Genomic DNA, 22,710 nt, shown 5'->3' on the forward strand with positions numbered 1-22,710 from the left:
CAAACGGCACTGCGAGCACGCGACTCCGTAGCGCCACCGCCATCGGCTGGAGCTTTTCTCGCGTTTCGGCAGCTCGCCATGGCGGGTAGAAGGGGCCGGCCATCGGTCCACCCACATAGGAGAGCGCCATGTCGGTCCAGGCAGTCCTGTACGTTCTCGCCATCATCCTGATCGCGCTGGGCGCTCTGCCCCTGCGGCCGCGGGGATTCTCGCCGGCTCTGCTGGGTGCGGCGTGCGCGTTGCTCGCCTATGCCTGGCCGGTGATCACCGGCTGACTGTGCGGTCCGTTGCCGCCCGCGATCCCGGCCCGGCCCGGCGTCGCGGGCGCGGACGATGGCTGCGGGCAAGTGCCACAGTCCAGCGCGGCATCGCCGCACGCCCTGACCGACCGGAGAGCTCCACCCCACCGCAACCATCCGGTTGCAATATCGGTATCGCAACCGTATGGTTGCGGTAAGGAGGTGGGCATGACATTCCCGGATCGGATAGAGCGGACGCTTCAACTGGCCCATCCGCCCGAGCGCGTGTGGGCGGCGCTCACCACCGCGGAGGGTCTGGGCACCTGGTTCGGCAACCGGGCCGAGATCGATCTGCGCGTCGGTGGCCAGGCTCGGCTCGAGTGGGACAGCGGTGACGTCAAAGTTCTCACCATCGAACGTCTCGAACCGCCGCGGGTCTTCGCGTACACGTGGTCGATCTACGGGCTTCCCGACGACGATCCGCGACGCACCTATGTGGAGTTCACGCTCGAGGCCACCGACGGCGGCACCACACTGACCGTGGTGGAGACCGGGTTCGGGCAACTCCCGGACGCCGGACAGCATGACACGGCCTACTCGGGCAACACCCGGGGTTGGGCGAACGAACTGGGCGAGTTGCGGGCCTACCTCGATGGACAAGCCTGACCCGGAAGCGGTGGCCCAGGACGTGTTCGCCGCGCTGGCCGACCCGACCCGGCGCAGCATCCTGGCCGCGCTGGCCATGAACGGGCCCGCCACCGCGACTGATCTCGCCAACAGGTTGCCGATCACCCGCCAGGCCATCGCGAAACATCTGACCCTGCTGGCCGAGGCCCGGCTGGTCGTGGCCGCACCGGGCGAGCGGCGCCGAGTTCGGTATCGCCTGGACTCGGCGCCTATGAAGATCGCCCAGAACTTCCTGGCCGCGCTCGCCCGTGACTGGGACGGTCCGCTGGCCGCACTACGAGACCACCTTGGAGACCAATCGTGAACGACCAGACACCCAACCCGGCCCTGCCGCCCGTGGTCGACAGAAAGACCTGGCAGGAAGCGCGGGAAGCACTGTTCGCACGGGAGAAGGCGCACACCCGCGAGGGCGACGCGATCGCCGCGGCGCGGCGGCGCCTGCCGATGGTGGAGGTCGACGCCGGCATCGAAGTCATCGGTCCCGACGGACCGGTCCCGATTCTCGACGTCTTCGAAGGCCGCAAGCAGCTCATCGCCTACTTCCACGCCTGGTGGCCCGGCCGGCCCGCCGCGGGACAGTGCGAGGGCTGCACCTTCTTCAACAGCCAGGTGCGCGAGCTGTCCTACATCCACTCGCGCGACGCCACGTACGCCGTGCTCTGTAAGGGCCCCTACGAGGAGAGCATCCGCTACCGGGACTTCCTTGGCCTGGAGATGCCGTGGTATTCGGCCGCGGAGACCGCGCCGCAACTCCTGGAAGGCCGCGACTGGCAGCGCCACCACCTGGTCTGCTACGTCCGCGACGGCGACAGGGTGTTCGAGACCTACTACACGGGCGGCCGCGGCGTCGAGATCATGTCACCCACGCACGGACTGCTGGACATGACCGTGTACGGACGCCAGGAGACCTGGGAGGACTCCCCCGACGGCTGGCCGCAGCCCTGGGGTGACGCCAGGAATCCCGAGGTCTGGCGCGCGAACGGACGCCCGATCGCCCAGTGGTCCCGCATCGAGGCCGGCCGCTCCGACGACCTGACCTGAGCCGCGGGTGGAACGGTGCTCGAAGGGTGCATGACATGCAACCTTGCATTATGTGCAGCGAGTGCCTAGGGTGAAGCCGTGGGAGCCGATGAACCCGTGGCGAACCGGCGCGAACGCCGGAAGATGGCGACCCGGCAGGAGTTGAGCAGGGTGGCACTTCGCCTGGCGATCGAGCGCGGCCCGACGCACGTGCGCATCGAGGAAATCGCCGCCGAGGCGGACGTCGCGTTGCGGACGTTCCACAACCACTTCGCCAGCAAGGAAGAGGCCATCATGTCCGTTGGCGTCGAGCGGGCGGCGGCTATCAGCGACGCGCTCACACGTCGCCCGGCCGGCGAACCGCTCGTCGATGCACTGGCCGCGGTCTTTGCCGAGCACTACGGCTTCGACGGCGACCTCGACGACCGTTGGTTGGCCAGGGCCCGGTTGGCCATGTCCACTCCGGCGCTGCGCGGTGAATACCTGAAGACACTCGAGTCCTCGGAGCAGGCGCTCGCGTCGGCCATCGCCGAGCGGCTCGGCGCACCCGCGGATGACCTCCGCCCGCGGGTTCTCGCAGCGGCCGTGTCCGGCGCGGTCCGCGTGGCGGTCGCGCACTGGCTCGACCACGGCCCGGTCAACGGCCTGCCGTCGATCCTGCGCGGCGCGATCCGGTCCGTCGTCGTGGACCAGTCCTGACCATCCTGCGAAAGGGCCGACCATGCACACCCTCGTGGAGGGCACGCATGCCGTGCCCGGGGCCAGCTTGCACTACCAGGTTCGCGGCGCGGGTCCGGCCCTGCTGCTGATGTCGGGCGGGCACGGAGACGCGAACAGCTTCGACGGCATGGCCGCTGTCCTGGCTGAGCACTTCACCGTCGTGAGCTATGACCGTCGCGGCTACGCCCGAAGCCCCTTGGTCGATCCGGCGGCGCCGCAGACCGTTGCCACGCATGGCGATGATGCCGCGGCCCTACTCCGTGCGGTGGCCAACGGCCCGGCTTACGTCTTCGGCACGAGTGCGGGCGCGGTGGTCGGACTCGATCTGGTCGCCCGCCATCCAGGCCTCGCGCGTACCCTCGTCGCGCACGAACCGCCGGTTGTTCGGCTGCTCCCGCCGACCGAACGCCCGGCGCCACCCGTCGAACTGTTGGAGCAGTTGCGCGTCGCCGGGCCGGTCGCGGCGATGGACACGTTCCGGGCGATGCTCGGCGTCGACCTCGACGACGGGGAGCCCGACGCTGAACCCCAACCCCAGGATCCCGCTCGCGCCCGGGCCAACGCCACGTTCTTCTTCACCCGCGAGGCGCCCGCCCTGGATCAGTTCACACCGGACCTAGCGGCGCTCAAGGCATCACCGGTGCACCTGATCCCGGCCGGCGGTACGACCGGGCACGAGGCCTTCCCTTACCGCTGCGCCGTCGCCCTCGCCGAACGACTCGGCCTCCCGCTCACCCCGTTCCCGGGCGGCCACGCCGGATTCGTCACACATCCGCGGGCGTTCACCCGACAACTCCTCACGGTCCTCGCCAACGGCCCGGCCCGTTAGCTCGCCTGGGTCCAGCGCGGTGCGACACCCGGTTCCAGGACCCGGGCGTCCGGTAGGCCGTCCAGCGCGGTCTCGGCGCCACCCGGTGTGTAAACGACGACCAGTCGCAGCGGGCGCCAGGTGGTGTTGTAGGTCGAATGCACGGTGTTGGCCGGGATGTAGACGGCGTCGCCCTCGCGGATGGGGAACGGCGCGCCGTTGTCGACCATCTGCTCGCCCTCGCCGGAGATCACGTAGATGACCTCTTCCTCCGCCGGGTGCACATGTGGGGCGTGCCCCTGGCCCGGATAGACGATGACTTCGCCGGTCGTCAGTCCCGCGCCGTGGTCCAGATGCGGTGTGACCAACCATTTGATGGTGCCCCAGTCGAACACGCGGGTCGCCACCTCGTCGGGCCGGCGCCCGGTAAAGGCCGTGGTCATGGTCGAGCTCCTTCGGGTTGGACGGTCGTCAGAACGTGATGGCCTTGAACGCCTCGGCCTGCTGCCTGATGGCGACCTCGGTGGGTAGCCGCTCGATGGAAGACGCGCCGAAGAAGCCCACGACGCCGTTCGTCTGGCGCAGCACGTATGCCGCGTCCTCGGGTTCGGCGATCGGGCCTCCATGGCATAGGCAGATGATGTCGGGGTTGACGGACTTCGCGGCGTCCGACATCTCCTGCACCCTGGCGACGGCCTCATCCAGGCTCAGCGCCGTGGCCGCGCCGATCGAACCCTTCGTGGTCAGGCCCATGTGTGGCACCAGGATGTCCGCTCCGGCCCGGGCCATGTCACGGGCCTGCTCGGCGTCGAACACATAGGGCGCGGTGAGCAGGTCGCGTTCGTGGGCCAGGCGGATCATCTCCACCTCCAGGTCGTAGCCCATCCCGGTCTCCTCCAGGTTGGCCCGGAACACCCCGTCGATCAGCCCGACCGTCGGGAAGTTCTGCACGCCGCCGAAGCCCGCCCGGCGCAACCCGTCGAGGAACGGGCCCATGAGCCGGAAGGGATCGGTGCCGTTGACACCCGCGAGGACCGGCGTGTCCTTGACCACGGGCAGCACCTCGTTGGCCATGTCCATCACGATGGCGTTGGCGTCACCGTAGGCCAGCAGGCCGGACAGCGACCCGCGGCCGGCCATCCGGAATCGGCCGGAGTTGTAGATGATCAGCAGGTCGATGCCACCGGCTTCGGCGGACTTGGCCGAGATCCCGGTGCCGGCGCCGCCGCCGATGATCGGTCTGCCCGCGGCGATCTGCGCGCGGAATCGCTCGAGGACTGCCTGGCGTTCCATCGGTTCTCTCCCTCGCTAGCCGGCGTGCGTGATCAGTCGATGCAGGGCATCGGCCATGGCGGCGCCGAACCCGGCGTCATTGATCGCCTGGTCGCGTTCGTGCACGACGACGGCGCTGCCGGCGACCCCGTCCCGCAACGCGGCGAAACACGCGGCGTCGGCATCGGCATCGCGGAACGGGCCACCCTCGACATCGATCGCGCTGACCCCGCGCAGCGGGATGAACACCTCGGTCGGCGCCACCGCGGCCGCCAGCTTGCCGGCGATGCGGCTGCCGAGTTCGGCCATCTCCGCGCGCGTCGTACGCATCAGCGTGACCGTAGGGTTGTGGACGAACAGGTTGCGGTCGGCGAACCGCTCGGGGACGGTGTCCCGTGGCCCAAAGTTGACCATGTCAAGGGCACCGACGCTGACGACCTGCGGCACGTCCTGTCGACCGGCCATCTCCAGCCGGTGCGGGCCGGCGGACAACACGCCGCCCACCAGATCGTCGGCCAGCTCGGTGGTGGTCAGGTCGCAGACGCCGGCGAAGAACCCGGACTCGACCAGCTTCTCCATCGCACGCCCTCCGGCGCCGGTGGCGTGGAAGACCACCGTCTCGTAGCCCAGTTCCTCCAACCGGGCCCTGGCCTCGTCCGCGGCCGGCGTGGTCACTCCGAACATCGTAATACCGACCAATGGCCTCTTATCGGCAACGGGCGCCGCGAGCCCGGCGACGTAGCGTTCGGCCATCGCGGCAACGGCCGCGGCCGCGTTGCCGAGAACCTGGCGGGAGATCGAGTTGATCCCGGCGACATCGACGACGCTGTACATCAGGGTCGTGTCGACCTCACCGACGTACGGCTGGACGTCGCCCGAGGCCATCGTCGAGACCAGCAGCTTCGGCACCCCGACCGGCAACGCCTGCATCGCCGGCGCCGCGACGGAGGACCCGCCCGAGCCGCCGACGGCCAAGAGCGCATGAATGTCACCGGCCGCGAACAGCCGTGCCGCCACGGCGGCCGCGCCGGCCGCCATCACCGTCATCGTCTCGCCCCGATCCCTACGCGTACGCAGGGCTGCCAGGTCTCCCCCGCCGGCGGATGCGACCTCCGCCGAGGTGACATCGGCCAGATCCGAATCGGAGAACGGGCCGACGTCGATCAGCAGCACGGCCACGCCCTCGGCGACCAACTGATCCCGCAACCAGAGGTACTCCGCCCGTTTTGTGTCCAACGTTCCGATCAGCCCGACAGTCGCCATCGACCACCACTCCCTCAGCACGCCACTCACCGGCGACGCTAGTGCGGGCGCACGCCGAGCGGTGGACCAATCCAGGGCGATTGGTCCACCACAGGAGTACGTTGTCGGCCACGGCTCAGGCGAGCGGAAGGGCTGACGATCATGGCCGACGACACCCGCGTCCAGGCGGCCGACGTGTCACGCCTGCTCGGATCCTGGGCCGTACCGGGCGAGCCGTTGCCCGCGTCGCTCGCCGCCGCCTTCATCGCCCTGATCGATGCGGGCCTTCTCGCACCCGGCACCAGACTGCCACCGCAACGGCTCCTCGCCCAGGCTCTGGGTACGGCCCGGGGAACGGTGGCGACGACCTACGACGCGCTCGAGGCCCGGGGCTACCTGACGGCCCGGCAGGGCGCCGGATCCTGGGTACGGTCTTCCACGAGCGACACCCGCGCGCCGACGACCGGGCGGCTGTTCTCGTTCACGACCGCGGCCGACGGTGTTGTCGACCTGTCCAGCGGTGCCCTACCGGCGTCCACCCCGGTCCGGACGGCCCTCGCCGGACAGGCCGACGTCGACGTGCGGCCCTACCTGAACACCGACGGATACTTCCCCGCCGGCCTGCCCGCCCTGCGCGACGGCATCGCGACGATGAACACGCGGGACGGCATCACCGCCACCGCGCAGCGGGTCCTGATCACGGCCGGCGCCCAACAGGCCACCTGGATCGCCGCCGTGGACGCCGTCGGACCGGGAGACCTCGTCCTCATGGAGGAACCCACCTACCGCGGCGCCATCGAGTGTTTCACCGACATCGGCGCGACCATCCAGGGACTGCGGATGGTCCACGGCGGCATCGACGTCGGCCATGTGCGACAAGGGATCAAACGGGGAGCACGCGTCCTGTACTGCCAGACGGGCATCCACAACCCCACCGGCCAGACCATGACAGCGGCGGCCCGCCGAGAGTTGGCGGATGTCATCAACCGGGCCGGGCTGCTGACCATCGAGGACACCAGCAGCTGCGCGCTGACCCTCAACGGCACCCCGACAGCGCCCACCCTCGCCGGCCTGGTCGACCCGACCCTGCTCGTCACCATCGGCACCATGTCGAAGCTGTTCTGGGGCGGCCTGCGCATCGGCTGGATCATCGCCGAACCGGCACGGGTCAACCGCCTCACCGAGCAACGCAAGGCCATCGGCCTCGCGACCTCGGTCGTCGACCAACTCCTCGCGATCAACCTGCTCACCACGGTGGACGCGGCTCGCCGGGAACGCCGGGAGTTCCTCGGCGCCGCCCTGGCCGACACCGAGACCGTCGTATCGGCGGTCTTTCCGGACTGGACATGGGAAAGGCCCGCGGGTGGCTCGGGACTGTGGGTCGACACCCACACCGACGCCGTCCGGCTGGCCGAGGCGGGCAAACGCATCGGAGTGAAACTGGCGCCAGGGCCGGGCTTCTCCACCTACGACGGGCTACGGTCCTACCTGCGCCTTCCGATCTGGCACCAGGTCGACGTCCTCGACCGCAGCCTCGCGGCGCTGCGCGGATCCCAGCGATCCGCCTGATAGCCCGGACCGAGCACCGCGGCCTGCGACCTGGTGCCCACTGGCCCGTTCCTGTCGTGCGCGTCGGCCGGTGCGGCGGCAAGGGCGGAGACCTCGCGGCGCCACGGATGGTGTTGGGCGCCGGGCGTGAGCGTCACTCCTGTGCCTTGCCGCCGGTGATCCGGGAGACGACGAGAGCGATGAGGATGATCGCGCCGTTCAAGGCACCGATCCATTGCGCCGGCACGCCGGCGAGCGTCAGCACGTTTTGAATCATGAACAGCAGCAGGATGCCGGTGAAGGCGCCGAACATCGTGCCCTTGCCGCCGTTGAGACTGACGCCGCCGATGACCGCGGCGGCGAAGACGGTGAAGATGGCGCCGTTGCCCTGTGACGCGGCGACGGAGGCGAGCCGGCCGGAGAGCATGAGCCCGCCGAGCGCGGCGAGGACACTGGCGCTGACCAGAGCGATCCACAGCACGCGGTCGGTGCGGATGCCGGCCGCCTTGGCGGCGTCGACGTTACCGCCGATCGCGTACAGCGAGCGGCCGAAGCCGGTGTAGCCGAGCAGCACGATGCCGGCCGCGAAGAGGGCGACACAGATCCAGATCGAGGCCGGTACGCCGAGCCAGACGGCGGTGCCCAGGTACATCATCGACCCGGGCAGGTTGAAGAACGTCTGGCCGCCGGAGATCCCGGTGAGCAGGCCGCGCAGCACGATGAGCATGCCCAGCGTCACGATGAAACCATGCAGTCCGAATCGGACGATCAACGCGGCGTTGGCGATGCCGATGAGCGCACCCACCAGCAGGGTGATCGGGATCGCCCAGGCGCCGGGCAGCAGGCCGGTGCCATGCCCGGTGCCGACCGCGACGGTCATCCAGGCCGCGACGCCCGGCGCGAGCCCGAACGTCGACTCCAGCGACAGGTCCATCTTGCCGGTGACCAGCACGATGGTCTGTGCCAGCACGAGCAATGCGACCTCGGACATAGTCTGTGCGATATTGATCAGATTGTCGGGCTGGAGGAAAACCGGGTTGACGATCTGCCCGACCACGGCGATGAGCGCGATCGCTGGCACCAGGGCCAGGTCGCGTAGCCGTGCGATGGCCAGTCTTCCGACCAGTCGGCGAGGTGGCCGCCCGGCCGTCGCTGAGGAGCCGTCAGCGCCCGCGGTCGCGGCGGTCATGGTCTTAGGCATCGACGGTCAGTCCTTCCATGGCGGCCACCAGGTCGTGGTCACGCCATCCGCGGGGCATTTCGGCGACGATCCGGCCCTGGAACATCACCAGGACGCGGTCGCAGACAACCAGGTCGTCGAGCTCGTCGGACGCCACGAGCACACCGGTGCCGCCGGCCGCGACCTCGTCGACCTTGTCCAGGAGGAACTCTTTCGAGCGCACGTCGACACCCGCTGTGGGCGTGACGAGCACGAGCACCTTCGGATCGTTGGCCAGGGCACGTGCCATGACGACCTTCTGCTGGTTGCCGCCGGACAGCCCGGCGACGGGCAGGTCCGGTCCGGGCGTCTTGATGGCCAGGGCATCGATCAGGGTGCTGGCGATGGCGTCGCGGCGGCGGGTGTTGAGGAACCCAGCCGTACCGAGCCGTTCCGGGATGGTCATGGTGGTGTTGTCGGCGACCGACATACCGGCGACCAGACCCTGGTGATGGCGGTCCTGGGGCACGAAGCCGACGCCGCTGGCCAGGGCGTCACCGACGTGGCCGGCACGCGGCGTGCGGCCGTCGACGGTGATCGCGCCGCCGTCGGCGGTCCGCAGCCCCACGATGGTCTCGGCCACCTCCGTCTTCCCGCTTCCGCCGGCGCCCGCCAGCCCGATGACTTCTCCGGCACGCAGCTGGAAGGAGATGTCGTCGAATACGCCGTCCAGCCGCAGCGCGGTGACGTCGAGGACCACGCCGGTGTCGCCGCCCGGCGCGGTTCGTGATCGGGGGACGTCGAGCGCGGTGGCCTCGCCGGTCATGGCCGCGACGAGCTCGCCGCGGCCGAGGTCGGCGACCGGCGCGGTGACGATGTGGCGGGCGTCGCGGAAGACGGTCACCAGGTCGCAGATCTCGTAGATTTCCTGCAGGTGGTGGCTGATGTAGAGGAACGTGACGCCTTGCGCCTGCAGGTCGCGGATGTGGCTGAAAAGCCGGGCGATGGCGCCGGCGTCGAGCTGGGCGGTCGGCTCGTCGAGGATGATGAACCGGGCGCCGAACGACAGCGCCCGGGCGATCTCCACGAACTGGCGCTGCTCGACGCTCAGGTCGTTCGCCTTGGTGTCGACGTCCACGTCTACTGACCAGACGGCCAGCAGGTCGCGGGCGCGCCGGCGCAGCGACCGCCAGCTGATCAGCCCGGCGCGACCCCGGTCGTAGCGGTTGAGCAGCAGGTTCTCGGCCACGGTGAGCTGCGGGATGATGGTGGACTTCTGATAGACGCAGGCGACGTGCCGCCGCCAGGCGTCGCGGTCGGACAGCCGTGGCGCTAGCGTGCCGTTGAACAGAACCCGGCCCGCGTCCGATGCCTGCAGCCCGGTGAGGATCGACACGAGGGTGGACTTGCCGGCGCCGTTTCGCCCGACGAGGGCGTGGGTCTCCCCCGGCAGCACGCGGATGTGGGCCTGGTCCAACGCCACCGTCGATCCGTACCGCTTGGTGATGTCGATCGCCTCCACGGCGGGCAGGTCCGAGCGGACCCGCCCGCCGTCGCTGTCGTTCATCTGATGTCTTCTTCCGTCGCCGATCAGCCGATGTTGTTGCCCCACAGGGACTTGTCGTCCGGTTTGAGGCTGGGCACGCCGCCGTATTCGCCGCCGTCCATGGTGACCAGTGGCGCCGAGAGCTGGTCTTCGAGCACCCCGTCGCGTACCTGGATGATGGTGCTGTCGTGGTCGGTCGGGCCGGGCTGGAAGGTCTTGCCCTCGATGGCCGCCTTGAGGTAGTAGAGCGCGTACTTGGCGTAGAGGTCAGCCGGCTGGGAAACGGTGGCGTCGATGTTGCCGGCGGCGATGTCCTGCAGCTCCTTGGGGATGCCGTCGTTGGACACCACGAAGACGTGCTTGGGGTCGCTCGGCGGCACGAGCAGGTTGCGCTGCTTGAGCAGTTGGAGGGTGCCGGCCAGGCCGAAGCTCGACTGCATGTAGACGCCCTTGACGTCCGGGTGCTCGGTCAGCCGGATCTGCAGTTTCTGCGAGGCGATCGCGCCGTCCCAGTTCGTCGCCTCACCGAAGACGGTGATCCCCGGATAGTTCTTCTTCATGCAGTCGTTGAACGCCTCGGTGCGGTCGCGGCCGTTGATCGACGCCAGGTCACCCTGCAGCATGACCACCTTGCCCGCGCCCTTGAGCTTGGCGCCGAGGAACTGGCACGCCTTCTCGCCGTAGGCGCGGTTGTCGGCGCGCACGACCATGAAAACCTGACCCTGGTCCGGGCGGGTGTCGATGGTGACGACCGGGATCTTCTTGGACGCGAGCGACTGCAGCGCCGGGGCGATCGCGGCGGTGTCCTGCGGAGCCATGGCGATCCCCTTGACGCCCTGGCTGATGAACGACTGCACGTTGGAGGTCAGCTTCGCCACGTCGTTCTGCGAGTTGGTCGTCTTCAGGTCCAACCCGAGCTCGGAGGCGAACTGGGGCGTGTATTTGATGTAGGAGTTCCAGAAGTCGGTGTCGGACCGCGGGTAGTCGACGCCGACCACCGGGGCCTTGGTGCCGCCGTCTCCGGTCCGGGAATCATCGTTGCCGCATGCGGTCAACAGAGCGGCGGCTGACATCACGACTGCCGCTGTCGCGGCAAGGCTACTCAGTCTCATCATTGCTCCTATATGGAGGATGCGAGGTTGGAGTTCCACTTTGGTCCGTCGGGGAACCGGTATGCGGCGACTGATTCGGGATGCATCCGCGCCCCGATACCGGGCCCTTCGGGAGGCATGTAGCGCCCGTCCCGGATGACGACGGGCTCGACGAAGTGCTCGTGCAGGTGGTCGACGTACTCGATGAACCGTCCATCGGTGCTGCCGCTGACCGCCACGTAGTCGAACATCGCCAGATGCTGCACCATCTCGCAGAGCCCGACCCCGCCGGCGTGCGGACAGACCGGCACCCCGAACTTGGCGGCCAGGAGCAGGATCGCGATGTTCTCGTTCACACCGGCCACCCGGGTGGCGTCGATCTGGACGACGTCGATCGCCTCCGCTTGCAGCAGTTGCTTGAACATGACCTGGTTGTGGCAGTGCTCGCCGGTGGCGACCTTGATCGGTGCGACGGCCTGGCGGATGGCGGCGTGGCCGAGCACGTCATCCGGCGAGGTCGGTTCCTCGATCCAGTAAGGGTCGTACGGCGCCAATGACGTCAGCCAGGTGATCGCCTGCTCGACGCCCCACGCCTGATTGGCGTCGATCGCGATCCGGGTGCCGGCGCCCACCGCCTCGCGAGCCAGGGCCACCCGGCGGATGTCGACGCTGTTGTCGGCGCCGACCTTCAGCTTGATCAGGTCGAACCCGTCGGCGACCGCCTCCTTGGCCAACCGGACGAGCTTCTCGTCGGTGTAGCCGAGCCAGCCGGGCGTGGTGGTGTACGCCGGATAGCCGCGCCCGAGGAGCTCCTGCTGCCGCTGTTCCCGTCCGGCGTGCGCCCGCTGGAGGATCTCCAACGCCTCTTCCGGGGTCAGCGCGTCGCGCAGGTACCGGAAGTCGACGAGGCCAACCAGCCGCTCCGGCGACATCTCGGCCAGCAGCCGCCACAACGGCTTGCCCTCCCGGCGCGCGTACAGGTCCCAGGCCGCGTTCACGATCGCGCCGGCGGCCATGTGGATGGCACCCTTTTGCGGTCCGAGCCAGCGCAGCTGGCTGTCGCCGGTCAGCCGCTCGGAAAACCCGCGCAGGTCGCCGAGGACGTCGGCGACCGGCAAGCCCACCACCAGCGGCGCCAGCGCGCGGATCGCCGCGACCTGCACGTCGTTGCCGCGACCCACGGTGAAGGCGAGGCCGAAGCCCTCCGCGCCACCGCTGGTGCGGATGGTCACGTACGCCGCCGAGTAGTCGGGTTCCGGGTTCATCGCGTCCGAACCGTCGAGCTCACGGGACGTCGGGAACCGGACGTCGATCGCCTCGACCGCGGCGATCACCTCGCCGGTCAGATCGGGTGCCATGGGATGTCTTTATAGTCGCCGACCGTCTCGACGTCTAGACACAAACGTGAAACATGGCTCTGCGGCGGGATTTCCCGCGCGCAGGCTCGATCGAGCAGCGACCGACGTGATGCACAAGGTTTCGAGACATGGGATCTCCTGTTACGGTTAGGCTCGCGCAACTACCGACCCCCGGCTGATCCAGAGGCGGGGCGAGTCCAGAGAGAACCCACGAGATGTCGCAGACCGACAAGGCGATGACGCGCCTCCGCGAGATGATCCAGTCCGGCGAGCTCCCGCCCGGTTCCAAGCTGCCGCCCGAGCAGCAGCTCGCCTCCGATCTCGGCGTCGGGCGGAACATCATGCGAGAGGCCGTACGCGCGCTCGTGGCCGCCCGAGTGCTCGAGGTGCGGCGGGGCAACGGCACCTTCGTCACCAGCCTCGAGCCACGCGTCCTGCTGGACGGCATCAGCGCCGCGGTCGAACTGCTGCGCGGTGAGACCATGCTCGAGCTCACCGAGGTGCGCCGGCTGTTCGAGAGTGCCGCCACCGGCCTGGCCGCCAGCCGCATATCACCCCAGCAGCTGGCGGACGTCCGGGCACATCTGGAGGCGATGCGCGCGGCGGCCGACGACGTGGAGCTGCTCAACCAGCACGACGCCGCGTTCCACCGCGCGGTGGTCGCCGCCGCCGGAAACGAAACGCTGTCGACGGTCCTCGAAGGCATCTCCAGCCGCACCCTGCGCGCGCGGGTGTGGCGCGGGCTCGTCGACGCCGACGCGGCCGACCGGACCCTGCGCGAGCACGAGGCGATTTACATGGCGCTGGTCGCCGGCGACGCCATCCACGCACAGGCCGCGGCCCTGATGCACATCACCACCACCGAGACCTGGTTGCGCGCCCACCTTCGCGACAACCCCGACGACACGCTGACCGGCTCCTGACCGCTCGAACCGAAGGCTTCCACATGCGTTCTGCCCTGTACACAGGCGACTCGACCATCGTCGTGGAGGAGCGCCCACCCGTCCCGCCGACCGCCGGCGAGGTCCAGATCGACGTCGCCTACACCGGCATCTGCGGCACCGACCTGCACATCCTGCACGGCGCCATGGACCACCGGGTGCGGGTTCCTCAGACGATCGGGCACGAGATGTCCGGCCGGGTCGCCGACGTCGGCCCGGGGGTCGCCGGCCTCGCCGTCGGCACACCGGTCACCGTGATGCCCTTGCGGTGGTGCGGCACCTGTCCGGCCTGTCTGGCCGGTCAACACCACATCTGTCATCGGCTCGATTTCATCGGCATCGACTCGGTCGGCGCCATGCAGCAGCGATGGACCGTTCCGGCCGATGTGGTCATCCCGTTGCCCGCCGACCTTCCGCTCACCCACGGTGCGCTGGTCGAACCGACGGCGGTTGCCGTGCACGACGTACGCCGGTCCGGCCTGGGCGCCGGTGAGAAGGCGGTCGTGATCGGCGGCGGTCCGATCGGCGTGCTGATCGCCCTCGTGGCTCGCTCCTTCGACGCGGACGTGGTCCTCGTGGAGGTCGACGCCCAGCGGCGAGCGATCGCCCAAAAGCTCGGCATCCGGACCCTCGACCCCGTCGCCGACGACCTCGCAGCCGACGTGGAGACGTGGACCGGCGGTGCCGGCGCGGCCGTGGCGTTCGAGGTCTCCGGCTCGGCCGCCGGCATCACCACGGCGGTGGAACTGCTCGCGGTGCGGGGGCGCCTGGTTGTCGTCGGCATCCACAACCAGCGACGTGAGATCGACGTTTTCCGCTTCTTCTGGCGCGAGCTGACCATGGTCGGCGCCCGCGTCTACCAGCGCGACGACTACGCGACCGCCATCGACCTGCTGCGCGCCGGCAAGGTTGGCGCGCAGACCTTGATCACCCACGTGGAGCCATTGGCCAACGCGGCGGCGGCCTTCGACCTCCTGCGCGGCGGCGGCAACGTCATGAAGGTGCTCATCGACTGCCAGGAGACGTCGTGAACCCATTCGACCTGTCCGGCCGGCTCGCCGTCGTCACCGGAGCCCGCCGGGGCATCGGCCTGGCCGTCGCCGACGCGCTGGCGGCCGCCGGTGCCGATATCGTCGCCGTCAGCGCACAACTCGAAACCACCGGCAGCGAGGTCGAGAAGCGCGTCCGGGGCCACGGCCGCGCCTTTACCGGATACCAGGTGGACCTCACCGACCGCGCCGGCGTCGCCGCGCTCGCCGCCCGGCTCAACGACATGGAACGGGCCGTCGACATCCTGGTCAACAACGCGGGCACGATCAAACGGGCCCCGGCGATCCACCACACCGACGACATGTGGGACGAGGTCCTCGCGGTCAACCTGTCCGCGCAGTTCGTTTTGAGCCGGGAACTGGGCCGGGCCATGGTGGCCCGCGGCAGTGGGAAAGTCATCTTCACCGCGTCGTTGCTGAGCTTCCAGGGTGGAGTCAACGTGCCCGGCTACACGGCGGCGAAGTCCGGCCTGCTCGGGCTCACGCGAGCCCTCGCCAACGAGTGGGCGCCGCACGGTGTCAACGTCAACGCCATCGTTCCCGGCTACATCAGCACCGACAACACGCAGGCCTTGCGCGATGACCCGAGCCGAAACACCGCCATCCTGGACCGCATCCCCGCTGGCCGGTGGGGCCGACCCGACGACCTCGCCGGCGCGGCGGTGTTCCTCGCCTCGCCGGCGGCCGACTACGTCCACGGCGCCGCGATTGCCGTCGACGGCGGCTGGCTCGGGCGGTAGGCGACGATGAAGTCCGCAGGCCTTCCGCGCCGGCCCGCGGTGCGACTCACCGCGCTCGGCTTCGGCGCTTCCCAAGGCGGCAACCTGTTCCGGGTCAGGAGCGACGAGGAGTTCGCGGCCGCCGTCGACGCCGCCTGGGATGCCGGGATCCGATACTTCGACACCGCTCCCCACTACGGCCTCGGGCTCTCCGAGCGGCGGGTCGGCGCCGCGCTGCGCGCGCGGCCACGCGAAGACTACGTGATCTCCACCAAGGTGGGACGTCTGCTGGTGCCGTCCCCGCAGACCGCGCATCTGACCGACGAGGAAGGCTTCGAGGTCGCGGCCGACCACCGCCGCGTCTGGGACTTCAGCCGTGACGGCGTGCTGCGCTCACTCGAGGCGAGCCTGGAACGCACCGGCCTCGACCGGATCGACGTCGTGTACCTGCACGACCCGGACGACCACTGGCAGCAGGCCGCGACCGAGGCGGTGCCCGCACTCGTCGAACTGCGCGACCAAGGTGTCATCCGCGCCATCGGCGCCGGCATGAACCAGTCGGCGATGCTCACCCGCTTCGTGCGCGAGACCGACATCGACCTGGTGATGTGCGCCGGCCGGTTCACATTGCTGGAGCAGGGTGCGCTGGACGACCTGCTGCCGGCCGCCGACCAGCGGGGCGTGGCCGTGGTCATCGCCGGCGTCTACAACTCGGGCCTGCTCGCACGCGACCGGCCCCCCGCCAACGCCACCTACAACTACCAACCGGCTCCCACCGAGATCCTCGATCGGGCGACCGACATCGCACAGATCTGCCAGAGCCACCACACCACGCTGCCCGAGGCCGCCCTGGCGTACGTGCGAAGGCATACCGCGGTCGCCTGCACGGTGGTCGGGATGGGCACGCCCACCCAGGTGCGGGAGACCGTCCGGCGGGCGGCCGCGGACGTCCCGGCCGACCTGTGGCCGGCGTTGGAGTCGGCCGGGCTCCTGCGGTCACCCTGACGGCGTGGGTGGCCGCCGTGACGGTCGGCCACCCACTTCTCGGTCAGCTGCGCAGGCTCCATTGCTGGTTCGCGCCGCCATTGCAGGACCACAAGATGATCTTTGTGCCGTTGGCGGTGGCGGCCCCGTTCGCATCGACGCAGAGTCCGGACTGGACATTGGTGATAGTGCCGTTGGCGTTGAGGTTCCACTGCTGGTTGAGCCCGCCGTGGCAGTCCCAGATGGCGACGACGGTGCCGTTGGTCGTGCCACCACCGTAAGCGTCCAGGCACTTGTTGCCGTACACGGTGAGCTGCTTGCTGGTGGTGTAGGTCCACCGCTGGTTCGTGCCGCCGCCGCAGTCCCACAGCTGCACCTGGGTGCCGTTGGTGGTCGTGGAGTTGGGCACGTCGACGCAGCGGCCCGACTGGCCGCCCGTGATCTGCCCGCTCTGCGAGCCGCCGCTACCGCTCTGCTGCCGGACGATCGACTTGGACTCCGGCGATCGATTGCCCTGTGCGTCGAGGACGAAGAGCCGGTACTCGCCCTGGGTCGTCGGCACGGCGACGGACGTGGCGGTGCCGGCCGCCCGGGTCATCGTCGGGCCCGCGGCGAACGTGGTGGTTCCGGAGGGAGCCAACCAGAGCGTCTTCGTCGCGTCGCCGGTGCTACGGACCGGGATCGAGGCACTCCCGCTGATGAACGTGCTGGCCGGCAGCACGTAGTCCGGAACGGAGAAGTTGCTCTGCGGGATGATGTCCCGATAGGCATCCTCGAGCCCGGAGGTGACGGCGATGCCATACGCTGCCGCCGGCCACACATAGTCGGCGGAGACGACAATGTCCTGGATGGTGCTGGCCGGCAGGTTCTTGTTGGAGACCTTGTTGATCGGACCGTAGGTCTGCGTGATGCTCAGGTCATGCTTGCGACCGAAGTCGTCGGAGTTGATGAGCCACGTGACGTTCTTGTCGACGCTCAGGACGTTGTCGCGGAAGGTCATGTAGGCCGAGCCCTCGTCCGGGTGAAGTCCGTACTTGTGGCCGGCGGGGACACCCTGGAGATAGTTGTCGTGCACGGTGGTCCCCGGCTGGCTGCCTAGTGAGTAGATGGGAGCCGTGTCGCTGAGGCGCTGCACCGTGTCGATGATGTGGTTATAGCTGATCGTGTTGTTTCTCGCCGTCGTGGTTGGCCTGTTGGGCGCGATCGAGCCGGAGGATCCGTCGAAGTTCCACCAGCCCCAGCCGAGCGTGATGCCCGACCAGGGCGCCTTCTCGATCCGGTTGTGCTGGATCGTCAGGGTGTCGGTGAAGTACGCCGAGATGGGACTGTGCCCGTTGAAGAGCACGGCGCTGTCGTAGAGGTAGTTGTTCTTGATCTCGATGTTCTTGGGTAGGCCTTCGACCTGTGGCGGATACTTCTCGCGGTTGGTCGAGGTGTAGTCGCCGATGTAGACGTGCTGGGGATGGCCGACGACGACGGCGGATCCGGCGACGTCGTTGGTGACGTTTCCGGTCAACTGGGTGTCCTGCACGTCGTTGACCAGACTGATCCCGTCGGCGCCGGTGTGCTGGACCCGGTTGCGTTGGAGGATCAGCCCATCGGAGTTCTCGATCTTTATGATGCCGGGAGCGACGTCGACGTTTCGGTAGTAGTAGACGTGGAAGTTTCCCTTCGCGTACGCGACGGCACCCAGGTTGCCCTGTTGCGCCTGCTTGAACGCGGAGCCAGCGACGTTGAAGAGGTTCCAGTCGGAGTGCTGCACGGTGAGACCGGAGAACGTGATGTTACGGGCGTGGTTGCTCGTGGAGGTGCCGGCGATCCGCAGCACGGTGGACACGTTGTTGGGTGCGAAGACCGTCGCGGTCGCCATGTTCTCCGAGCTGGCCTTGTAGTAATACAACGTCCGGCTGGTCTTGTCGAAGAAGAACTCGCCCGGCGCGTCCAGGAACTCGTAGGCGTTCATGACCTTGTGGCTGCCGCCGACCTGGGCGTTGCCGTTGTATGCCCCCTGTGCGATGGCGGCGCCCGGCTGCTGGAACAGCGCCACCCGGTTCGCGCCGTCGGCGGTCGTGGTCACCTGGCGGACTCCCACGATGGCGGTGGTCCAGGTGGTAGCCGTTTCGATCTCGATATCGTCCTGGTTGCGGGCGATGGCGGGAAAGTCGGCGAGGTTGTACCTGGCGCCATCGCACTGTGAGCCCGACTCCCATGCCCACGCGGCCTGGCCCGCGGTGATGTTGTAGGTACCCTGGCATCCTGCCGAGTTGATCGTTTTGGACGCCATGAAAGCCCGCTTGCCGTTGACATAGAGCGCGCGCAGCTTGTTGGACCGGTCGAGCGGGGCTTTCCAGATGTTGCCGCTGTGCTGGGTCCATCCGGTCACCTGAACGCCGCCATCGAGGATCGGCGTCTCGTTCGGCTGGGCCGCGTAGATTATCCGGTGACCGTTGGTGCCGGAGTCGCTCGGCCCGAACTCGATCGTGCTGCTCACCGGATAGGTGCCACCACGAAGGTACACGTAGATGTCGCCCGTCATGTTCGCGTTTGTCGTGCGGACGACGTCGCGGGCACGTTGCAGGGTCCTGAACGGTGCGGCGACGGTGCCCGGATTGGTGTCGTTGCCGTCGGGAGCGACATAGTAGGTCGACTGGGTGGCGGCCGAAGCCGTCGTTTGACGGACCATCGCGGCCGTCAGCGCGGCGCAGGCGACCACCGCGACGGCCAGCAGCGACCTACCGGTGGTGGAAACGGCTGACTTCACGCGCTGTTCCTTTCCCGTCGCGGTGGGGCGGCCGGCCTGACGTGGGCGCGTGCGCTCACGACCGGATCCATTGCTGGTTGCTGCCGCCGTTGCAGGTCCAGAGCTCGACGGCCGCGCCGTTGGCGGTGCCCGCTCCGGTCACGTCGAGGCAGAGGCCGGACTGGACGCCGGTGATGGTGCCGTCGGGGTTGACGTTCCACTGCTGGTTCGATCCGCCCGTACACGACCAGATCCGGATCCGGGCCCCAGCGGAGGCGCTGGGCGCGTCGAGGCACTTGTTGCCGTACACGGTGAGCTGTTTGCTCGAGGTCGGCGTCCACTGCTGGTTGGCACCGCCGTTGCAGTCCCAGATCTGCACGACCGCCCCGTCGGCCTGGCTCGCGCCGTTGACGTCCAGGCACCGGTTGGCGCCCACGCCGCGGATCTCGCCGGTCCCGCTTGGCGGGTTGCCGAGCGGGGTGATGGACAGGTTGTCGGACTGGGCCGTCACGCCTTGGCCGGTGGCATAACCGATCTGCCCGGCCACCCACGCGGAGTCGGACACGCTGCCGACCGTGGTGCCGTCGATGGCGGCGGTGAGGGCATTTCCGTTGAGGGTCAGCGACAGGTTGTGCCAGCGGCCGGTGCCCAGCGCCGTCGTGGTGCCGCTGGCGAGGGTCCGCTGGTTGCCGCTGGTGTTGTTGCTGCGGATAGACCATGCACCGTTGTCGGCCACACGTAGGTAGTAGGCGTTGAGGTTCTGCGGTCCTTCGTGGTTGTAGGTGGTGGCGCGCCCGACGAGTTGGACGTAGCCCGACTTCTCCAGCATGACGTCCGAGGACACGGTGTAGTTGCGCCAGGTGACGTCGCCGAGCAAAGCGAACGGCTCGGCGTGGCCCGAGGTCCAGAAGATCGGTGTCTGCTCCGACATCTGGCGCACGCACTGGCCGACCCGGCCACCGCCGCAGGCGACCACCTCGAAGGAGCCCTGGTGGTCCATCAGGTACTTCGCTTCCCGCGCTGTCTGGTAGCCGTCGAAGTTGTCGCTGTAAGGCAGTTTCAGGTTGCCCTGCCCGGGGCTCGTCGCGGTGCCCTTGCCCTGCCCGGTCGTGGTCGTGATGCTGTAGACGTAGCCGGGCTGCACGGTGAGGGAGAAGGTGCCGTTCGACGGGGTGATGTCGCTGCGCTTGACGAAGTAGTCGGCCGGGTTGTTGGACCGCACGTTGGTCGACCACACGTGCACCGTCCCGGTCGACAGACCCCCGTTGACGGTCAGCGTGAGGTCCTGCGCCGCGGTGGCGTCCATCGTCTCGATGACGGTGCTGTAGTCACTGTTGTTGGTGGACTTCAGCGAAACGTAACTGCCGTTGTTGCGGTTGCCGCCGAGGTAACCGCTGGAGCTGTCCAGGTAGCGCCACCCCGGCGCGGCGAACTGCGTCGTGTGGGCCATCACCCAGGCGCTCTTGCCGATGGAGTAATAGCCCGACCACGGCTGCGAGGCCACCGCCACGCCCGTGGTAGCCCACGGGATGTTCGGTGTGATCGCGGCGAGCACCGGCCAGTTGATGTAGGCGGTCATCTTCCCGTCGATGTAGTCGCGGTTGATGCCGCGGGCCAGCGCCTGCGCGCCGCCGTTGTAGTCGTCGGAGCCGTTCTCGCTGGCCCACAGGGCCTTGCCGGAGTTCACCGCGTTGGTCGAGCTGGGGCAGTTGGTCTGCGCGCTGCGGTATCCACAGACGTAGTGGCTGCCGAACACGGACACGGCGCCGGCGAACGCCGGGTCCCGTTGCGCATCGTCCGCGGCGGCCCAGCCGAACTCGTCCGATGCCACGATCTTCACGCTGCTGTAGCCGCGTGAGTTCAGCGCCGACCGGAGGTTCTTGTACCAGGTCACATCCCGGCCGCGCTCGTTCCACCCGCCGATGTAGTCGATCGTCAGGCCGTGCGAGGCGGCGCACCCGAGCCAGGCCACGAGGTAGTCGATCGAGTCGTTGGACCAGAAGTTTCCGTTGCCGATCCAACCGGGCGCCCCCCACGACAGGGCGTACAGCCTGATGTTCGGGTTGCGTGCCTTCGCTTGGCCCATCAACCACCATTCGTACCCGCGGTCGCAGTTCACGCTTCCCCGGGTGTGCTCGTGGCTCGGCTCGGCGCCGGAGGTCGAGTTGGTGTCCCCGCCGATCTCCACCTTCAGGATCTGCATGGCCGCGCCGTAGCCGGGCTTGAACAGGTAGTCCAGGATGTCTCTGCGCTGCGGGTCCGGGTAGTCGACCAGGAGCCGGCTGTTGCCACCACCGCCGCTGATCGCCCCGACGCCGTCGAACACCCGCCCGCCCGACGAGCCGTTGATGGTGATGGCCGTCGCCGCGCGCGCGGGCTCGGGGAACGCGACCAGCACACCCGCCGCCGCCAGCAGGAGGGCGACGATCGCCACCCAGCCTCGGCCCTGCCGCTGCGTGCCGGTCGGCCGGCGGCACACCCCTGCGCTCTGCCCTGTCATGAAAGACTCCATCGCTGATTGGACTGGCCGTTGCAGGACCAGAGAATGATCTTTGTGCCGTTGGCGGTGCCGGCGCCGTTGGCGTCCAGGCAGAGCCCGGACTGCTGGCCCGTGACGGTGCCGGTCGAGTTGACGTTCCACTGCTGGTTGGCCTGGCCGTTGCAGTCCCAGATGATGACCTGGGTGCCGTTGCTGGTTCCCGCGCCGCTGGCGTCCAGGCATTTGGTGCCGCCGTACACGGTCAGCTGCCGGCCCGGCGTGTAGGTGTAGCGCTGCCCGGCGGCGGTGCCGCAGTCCCACAGCTGCAGCTGCGTGCCGTTGGTGGTGGTCGAGTTCGGCACGTCCACACACCGCCCGGACTGACCACCCACGATCTGCTGCCCGACCGGCGGCGGCGTGTCCCCGGGTGGCAGCACCGTGATGGTGAACGTCTCGTCGGCGTTGGTGTGTGGCAGGTTCACGACGCTGGCGTTGTTGGCGAGCGTCACGACCGAGTCCCGCACCGTGACCCGGCCGGCCACCGCGCCGCCCCCGTTGTAGGGGACCCGCTCGACGACCACCCGCACCTGGTTGTCGCGGACGATCCCCGTGGTGGCGTCGAGTCGCTGCAGGCTCACCGCGACGTTGCCGGTCGTGCTGCCGCCACCGACGAGCACCTTCGCTACGCCGCTGTCCCTGGTGGCGAAGCCGTCATAGTGGGAGCTTGGTGTCACCGCCGCGATCTGGCCGGTCTGCGCGGCGTAGAAGTTGTAGACCCACCACTCCCCCTTCGGCTGGTATTGCCCGGTCGAGTCGCGCACCAGCAGGTTGCCGAGGTCGTTGTGCAGGTTTCCGCCGCCCGCCCAGTTGGCCCGCAGGCCGTCGGCGCCGGCGCGCTCCAGCCGGGCGATATACCAGGAGCCGTCGCCGGGGTTCTGCTCGTTGGAGGCGCCGTACTCGTTGATCTGGTAGGGCCGCGGGTGCGGGATGCCGCGCGAGTCCAGTGTGGAGTTCGCGACGGCCACGTTCGCCACCGGGTCGCCCGGCAGCGCGTGCCAGCTGACGATGTCCGGGATCGTGTTGGTCGACTTGACGAAGTCGAGGTATT

21 protein-coding genes are annotated in these 22,710 nt (G+C 68.8%); 11 read left to right on the forward strand and 10 right to left on the reverse strand.

Annotated features, from left to right (window positions below):
* Positions 1-128: 128 nt before the first annotated feature.
* From AB0J74_RS35595 to AB0J74_RS35620, 6 genes are all read left to right on the forward strand, one after another.
* Positions 129-275, forward strand: a complete 147-nt coding sequence (locus AB0J74_RS35595; protein WP_363456568.1) for a hypothetical protein — start codon at positions 129-131, stop codon at positions 273-275.
* Between the two features lie 192 nt (positions 276-467).
* The gene (locus AB0J74_RS35600) at positions 468-905 is read left to right on the forward strand and encodes an SRPBCC domain-containing protein (protein WP_363456571.1); all 438 of its coding nucleotides are present in this window, start codon (positions 468-470) and stop codon (positions 903-905) included.
* A complete protein-coding gene (locus AB0J74_RS35605) occupies positions 892-1,230 on the forward strand; it encodes a metalloregulator ArsR/SmtB family transcription factor (RefSeq protein ID WP_363456574.1) in 339 nt (112 codons plus the stop codon). Before AB0J74_RS35600 ends, AB0J74_RS35605 begins: the two co-directional genes overlap by 14 nt.
* The gene (locus AB0J74_RS35610) at positions 1,227-1,967 is read left to right on the forward strand and encodes a DUF899 family protein (protein ID WP_363456577.1); all 741 of its coding nucleotides are present in this window, start codon (positions 1,227-1,229) and stop codon (positions 1,965-1,967) included. The genes AB0J74_RS35605 and AB0J74_RS35610 overlap by 4 nt, the downstream gene beginning before the upstream one ends.
* A 78-nt stretch (positions 1,968-2,045) precedes the next feature.
* Positions 2,046-2,645 (forward strand): TetR family transcriptional regulator, encoded by a 600-nt coding sequence (locus AB0J74_RS35615; protein WP_363456580.1) that lies wholly within the window; start codon positions 2,046-2,048, stop codon positions 2,643-2,645.
* A 22-nt stretch (positions 2,646-2,667) separates the two neighbouring features.
* A complete protein-coding gene (locus tag AB0J74_RS35620) occupies positions 2,668-3,495 on the forward strand; it encodes an alpha/beta hydrolase (protein WP_363456583.1) in 828 nt (275 codons plus the stop codon).
* Here the strand turns inward: AB0J74_RS35620 and AB0J74_RS35625 are convergent.
* The 3 genes from AB0J74_RS35625 to AB0J74_RS35635 are packed head-to-tail and all read right to left on the reverse strand — an operon-like array spanning position 3,492 to position 6,009.
* Positions 3,492-3,917: a cupin domain-containing protein gene (locus AB0J74_RS35625; protein ID WP_363456585.1), complete on the reverse strand. Its 426-nt coding sequence runs from the start codon at positions 3,915-3,917 to the stop codon at positions 3,492-3,494. The two genes, AB0J74_RS35620 and AB0J74_RS35625, sit on opposite strands and share 4 nt — an antisense overlap.
* Before the next feature lie 28 nt (positions 3,918-3,945).
* Positions 3,946-4,767, reverse strand: a complete 822-nt coding sequence (locus AB0J74_RS35630; protein WP_363456588.1) for a phosphoenolpyruvate hydrolase family protein — start codon at positions 4,765-4,767, stop codon at positions 3,946-3,948.
* Positions 4,768-4,782: 15 nt separating this feature from the next.
* On the reverse strand, positions 4,783-6,009 hold the full coding sequence (locus AB0J74_RS35635) for a Tm-1-like ATP-binding domain-containing protein (RefSeq protein ID WP_363456591.1): 1,227 nt from the start codon (positions 6,007-6,009) through the stop codon (positions 4,783-4,785).
* Between the two features lie 141 nt (positions 6,010-6,150).
* Here AB0J74_RS35635 and AB0J74_RS35640 point away from each other — a divergent pair, with 141 nt between their 5' ends.
* Positions 6,151-7,557, forward strand: a complete 1,407-nt coding sequence (locus AB0J74_RS35640; protein WP_363456593.1) for a PLP-dependent aminotransferase family protein — start codon at positions 6,151-6,153, stop codon at positions 7,555-7,557.
* A 133-nt stretch (positions 7,558-7,690) separates the two neighbouring features.
* On the opposite strand, the gene AB0J74_RS35645 is transcribed toward AB0J74_RS35640, so the two are convergent.
* The 4 genes from AB0J74_RS35645 to AB0J74_RS35660 are packed head-to-tail and all read right to left on the reverse strand — an operon-like array spanning position 7,691 to position 12,690.
* Positions 7,691-8,737, reverse strand: a complete 1,047-nt coding sequence (locus AB0J74_RS35645; protein WP_363456596.1) for an ABC transporter permease — start codon at positions 8,735-8,737, stop codon at positions 7,691-7,693.
* Complete coding sequence (locus tag AB0J74_RS35650; protein WP_363456599.1) at positions 8,730-10,262, reverse strand: sugar ABC transporter ATP-binding protein; 1,533 nt, start codon at positions 10,260-10,262, stop codon at positions 8,730-8,732. Before AB0J74_RS35650 ends, AB0J74_RS35645 begins: the two co-directional genes overlap by 8 nt.
* Before the next feature lie 23 nt (positions 10,263-10,285).
* The gene (locus AB0J74_RS35655; RefSeq protein ID WP_363456601.1) at positions 10,286-11,314 is read right to left on the reverse strand and encodes a sugar ABC transporter substrate-binding protein; all 1,029 of its coding nucleotides are present in this window, start codon (positions 11,312-11,314) and stop codon (positions 10,286-10,288) included.
* A gap of 47 nt (positions 11,315-11,361) precedes the next feature.
* A complete protein-coding gene (locus tag AB0J74_RS35660; RefSeq protein WP_363456604.1) occupies positions 11,362-12,690 on the reverse strand; it encodes an enolase C-terminal domain-like protein in 1,329 nt (442 codons plus the stop codon).
* Positions 12,691-12,905: 215 nt separating this feature from the next.
* On the opposite strand from AB0J74_RS35660, the gene AB0J74_RS35665 reads away from it, so the two are divergent.
* From AB0J74_RS35665 to AB0J74_RS35680, 4 genes are read left to right on the forward strand one after another with little or no spacing between them, the layout of a single operon-like run.
* A complete protein-coding gene (locus AB0J74_RS35665) occupies positions 12,906-13,613 on the forward strand; it encodes a FadR/GntR family transcriptional regulator (protein WP_363456606.1) in 708 nt (235 codons plus the stop codon).
* Positions 13,614-13,636: 23 nt separating this feature from the next.
* Entirely contained in the window at positions 13,637-14,662 is a 1,026-nt protein-coding gene (locus tag AB0J74_RS35670) for an alcohol dehydrogenase catalytic domain-containing protein (protein ID WP_363456609.1), read from the forward strand.
* Positions 14,659-15,420 carry an SDR family oxidoreductase gene (locus tag AB0J74_RS35675; RefSeq protein ID WP_363456613.1) on the forward strand — a complete coding sequence of 254 codons (762 nt, stop codon included), beginning with the start codon at positions 14,659-14,661 and terminating at the stop codon, positions 15,418-15,420. The genes AB0J74_RS35670 and AB0J74_RS35675 overlap by 4 nt, the downstream gene beginning before the upstream one ends.
* Positions 15,421-15,426: 6 nt before the next feature.
* On the forward strand, positions 15,427-16,404 hold the full coding sequence (locus tag AB0J74_RS35680) for an aldo/keto reductase (protein ID WP_363456615.1): 978 nt from the start codon (positions 15,427-15,429) through the stop codon (positions 16,402-16,404).
* 43 nt (positions 16,405-16,447) lie between these two features.
* On the opposite strand, the gene AB0J74_RS35685 is transcribed toward AB0J74_RS35680, so the two are convergent.
* The 3 genes from AB0J74_RS35685 to AB0J74_RS35695 form a co-directional block, all read right to left on the reverse strand.
* The gene (locus AB0J74_RS35685; protein ID WP_363456618.1) at positions 16,448-19,144 is read right to left on the reverse strand and encodes an RICIN domain-containing protein; all 2,697 of its coding nucleotides are present in this window, start codon (positions 19,142-19,144) and stop codon (positions 16,448-16,450) included.
* Between the two features lie 55 nt (positions 19,145-19,199).
* Positions 19,200-21,623, reverse strand: coding sequence for a ricin-type beta-trefoil lectin domain protein (locus tag AB0J74_RS35690; RefSeq protein ID WP_363456621.1), 2,424 nt, complete (start codon positions 21,621-21,623; stop codon positions 19,200-19,202).
* Positions 21,620-22,710: RICIN domain-containing protein (locus AB0J74_RS35695; protein WP_363456624.1), on the reverse strand; the 1,091-nt coding region annotated here is incomplete at its 5' end. The genes AB0J74_RS35695 and AB0J74_RS35690, both read right to left, overlap by 4 nt.

The organism is Asanoa sp. NPDC049573 (assembly GCF_040676615.1).
Taxonomy (GTDB): domain Bacteria; phylum Actinomycetota; class Actinomycetes; order Mycobacteriales; family Micromonosporaceae; genus Asanoa.

Bases quoted from the DNA above. Each gene is read 5' to 3' on its own strand.
- AB0J74_RS35670 (WP_363456609.1), top strand. From the start codon at position 13,637: ATGCGTTCTGCCCTGTACACAGGCGACTCGACCATCGTCGTGGAGGAG.
- AB0J74_RS35600 (WP_363456571.1), top strand. From the start codon at position 468: ATGACATTCCCGGATCGGATAGAGCGGACGCTTCAACTGGCCCATCCG.
- AB0J74_RS35595 (WP_363456568.1), top strand. From the start codon at position 129: ATGTCGGTCCAGGCAGTCCTGTACGTTCTCGCCATCATCCTGATCGCG.
- AB0J74_RS35620 (WP_363456583.1), top strand. From the start codon at position 2,668: ATGCACACCCTCGTGGAGGGCACGCATGCCGTGCCCGGGGCCAGCTTG.
- AB0J74_RS35640 (WP_363456593.1), top strand. From the start codon at position 6,151: ATGGCCGACGACACCCGCGTCCAGGCGGCCGACGTGTCACGCCTGCTC.
- AB0J74_RS35680 (WP_363456615.1), top strand. From the start codon at position 15,427: ATGAAGTCCGCAGGCCTTCCGCGCCGGCCCGCGGTGCGACTCACCGCG.
- AB0J74_RS35635 (WP_363456591.1), bottom strand. From the start codon at position 6,009: ATGGCGACTGTCGGGCTGATCGGAACGTTGGACACAAAACGGGCGGAG.
- AB0J74_RS35690 (WP_363456621.1), bottom strand. From the start codon at position 21,623: ATGACAGGGCAGAGCGCAGGGGTGTGCCGCCGGCCGACCGGCACGCAG.
- AB0J74_RS35655 (WP_363456601.1), bottom strand. From the start codon at position 11,314: ATGTCAGCCGCCGCTCTGTTGACCGCATGCGGCAACGATGATTCCCGG.
- AB0J74_RS35625 (WP_363456585.1), bottom strand. From the start codon at position 3,917: ATGACCACGGCCTTTACCGGGCGCCGGCCCGACGAGGTGGCGACCCGC.
- AB0J74_RS35630 (WP_363456588.1), bottom strand. From the start codon at position 4,767: ATGGAACGCCAGGCAGTCCTCGAGCGATTCCGCGCGCAGATCGCCGCG.
- AB0J74_RS35605 (WP_363456574.1), top strand. From the start codon at position 892: ATGGACAAGCCTGACCCGGAAGCGGTGGCCCAGGACGTGTTCGCCGCG.
- AB0J74_RS35645 (WP_363456596.1), bottom strand. From the start codon at position 8,737: ATGCCTAAGACCATGACCGCCGCGACCGCGGGCGCTGACGGCTCCTCA.
- AB0J74_RS35660 (WP_363456604.1), bottom strand. From the start codon at position 12,690: ATGGCACCCGATCTGACCGGCGAGGTGATCGCCGCGGTCGAGGCGATC.
- AB0J74_RS35650 (WP_363456599.1), bottom strand. From the start codon at position 10,262: ATGAACGACAGCGACGGCGGGCGGGTCCGCTCGGACCTGCCCGCCGTG.
- AB0J74_RS35665 (WP_363456606.1), top strand. From the start codon at position 12,906: ATGTCGCAGACCGACAAGGCGATGACGCGCCTCCGCGAGATGATCCAG.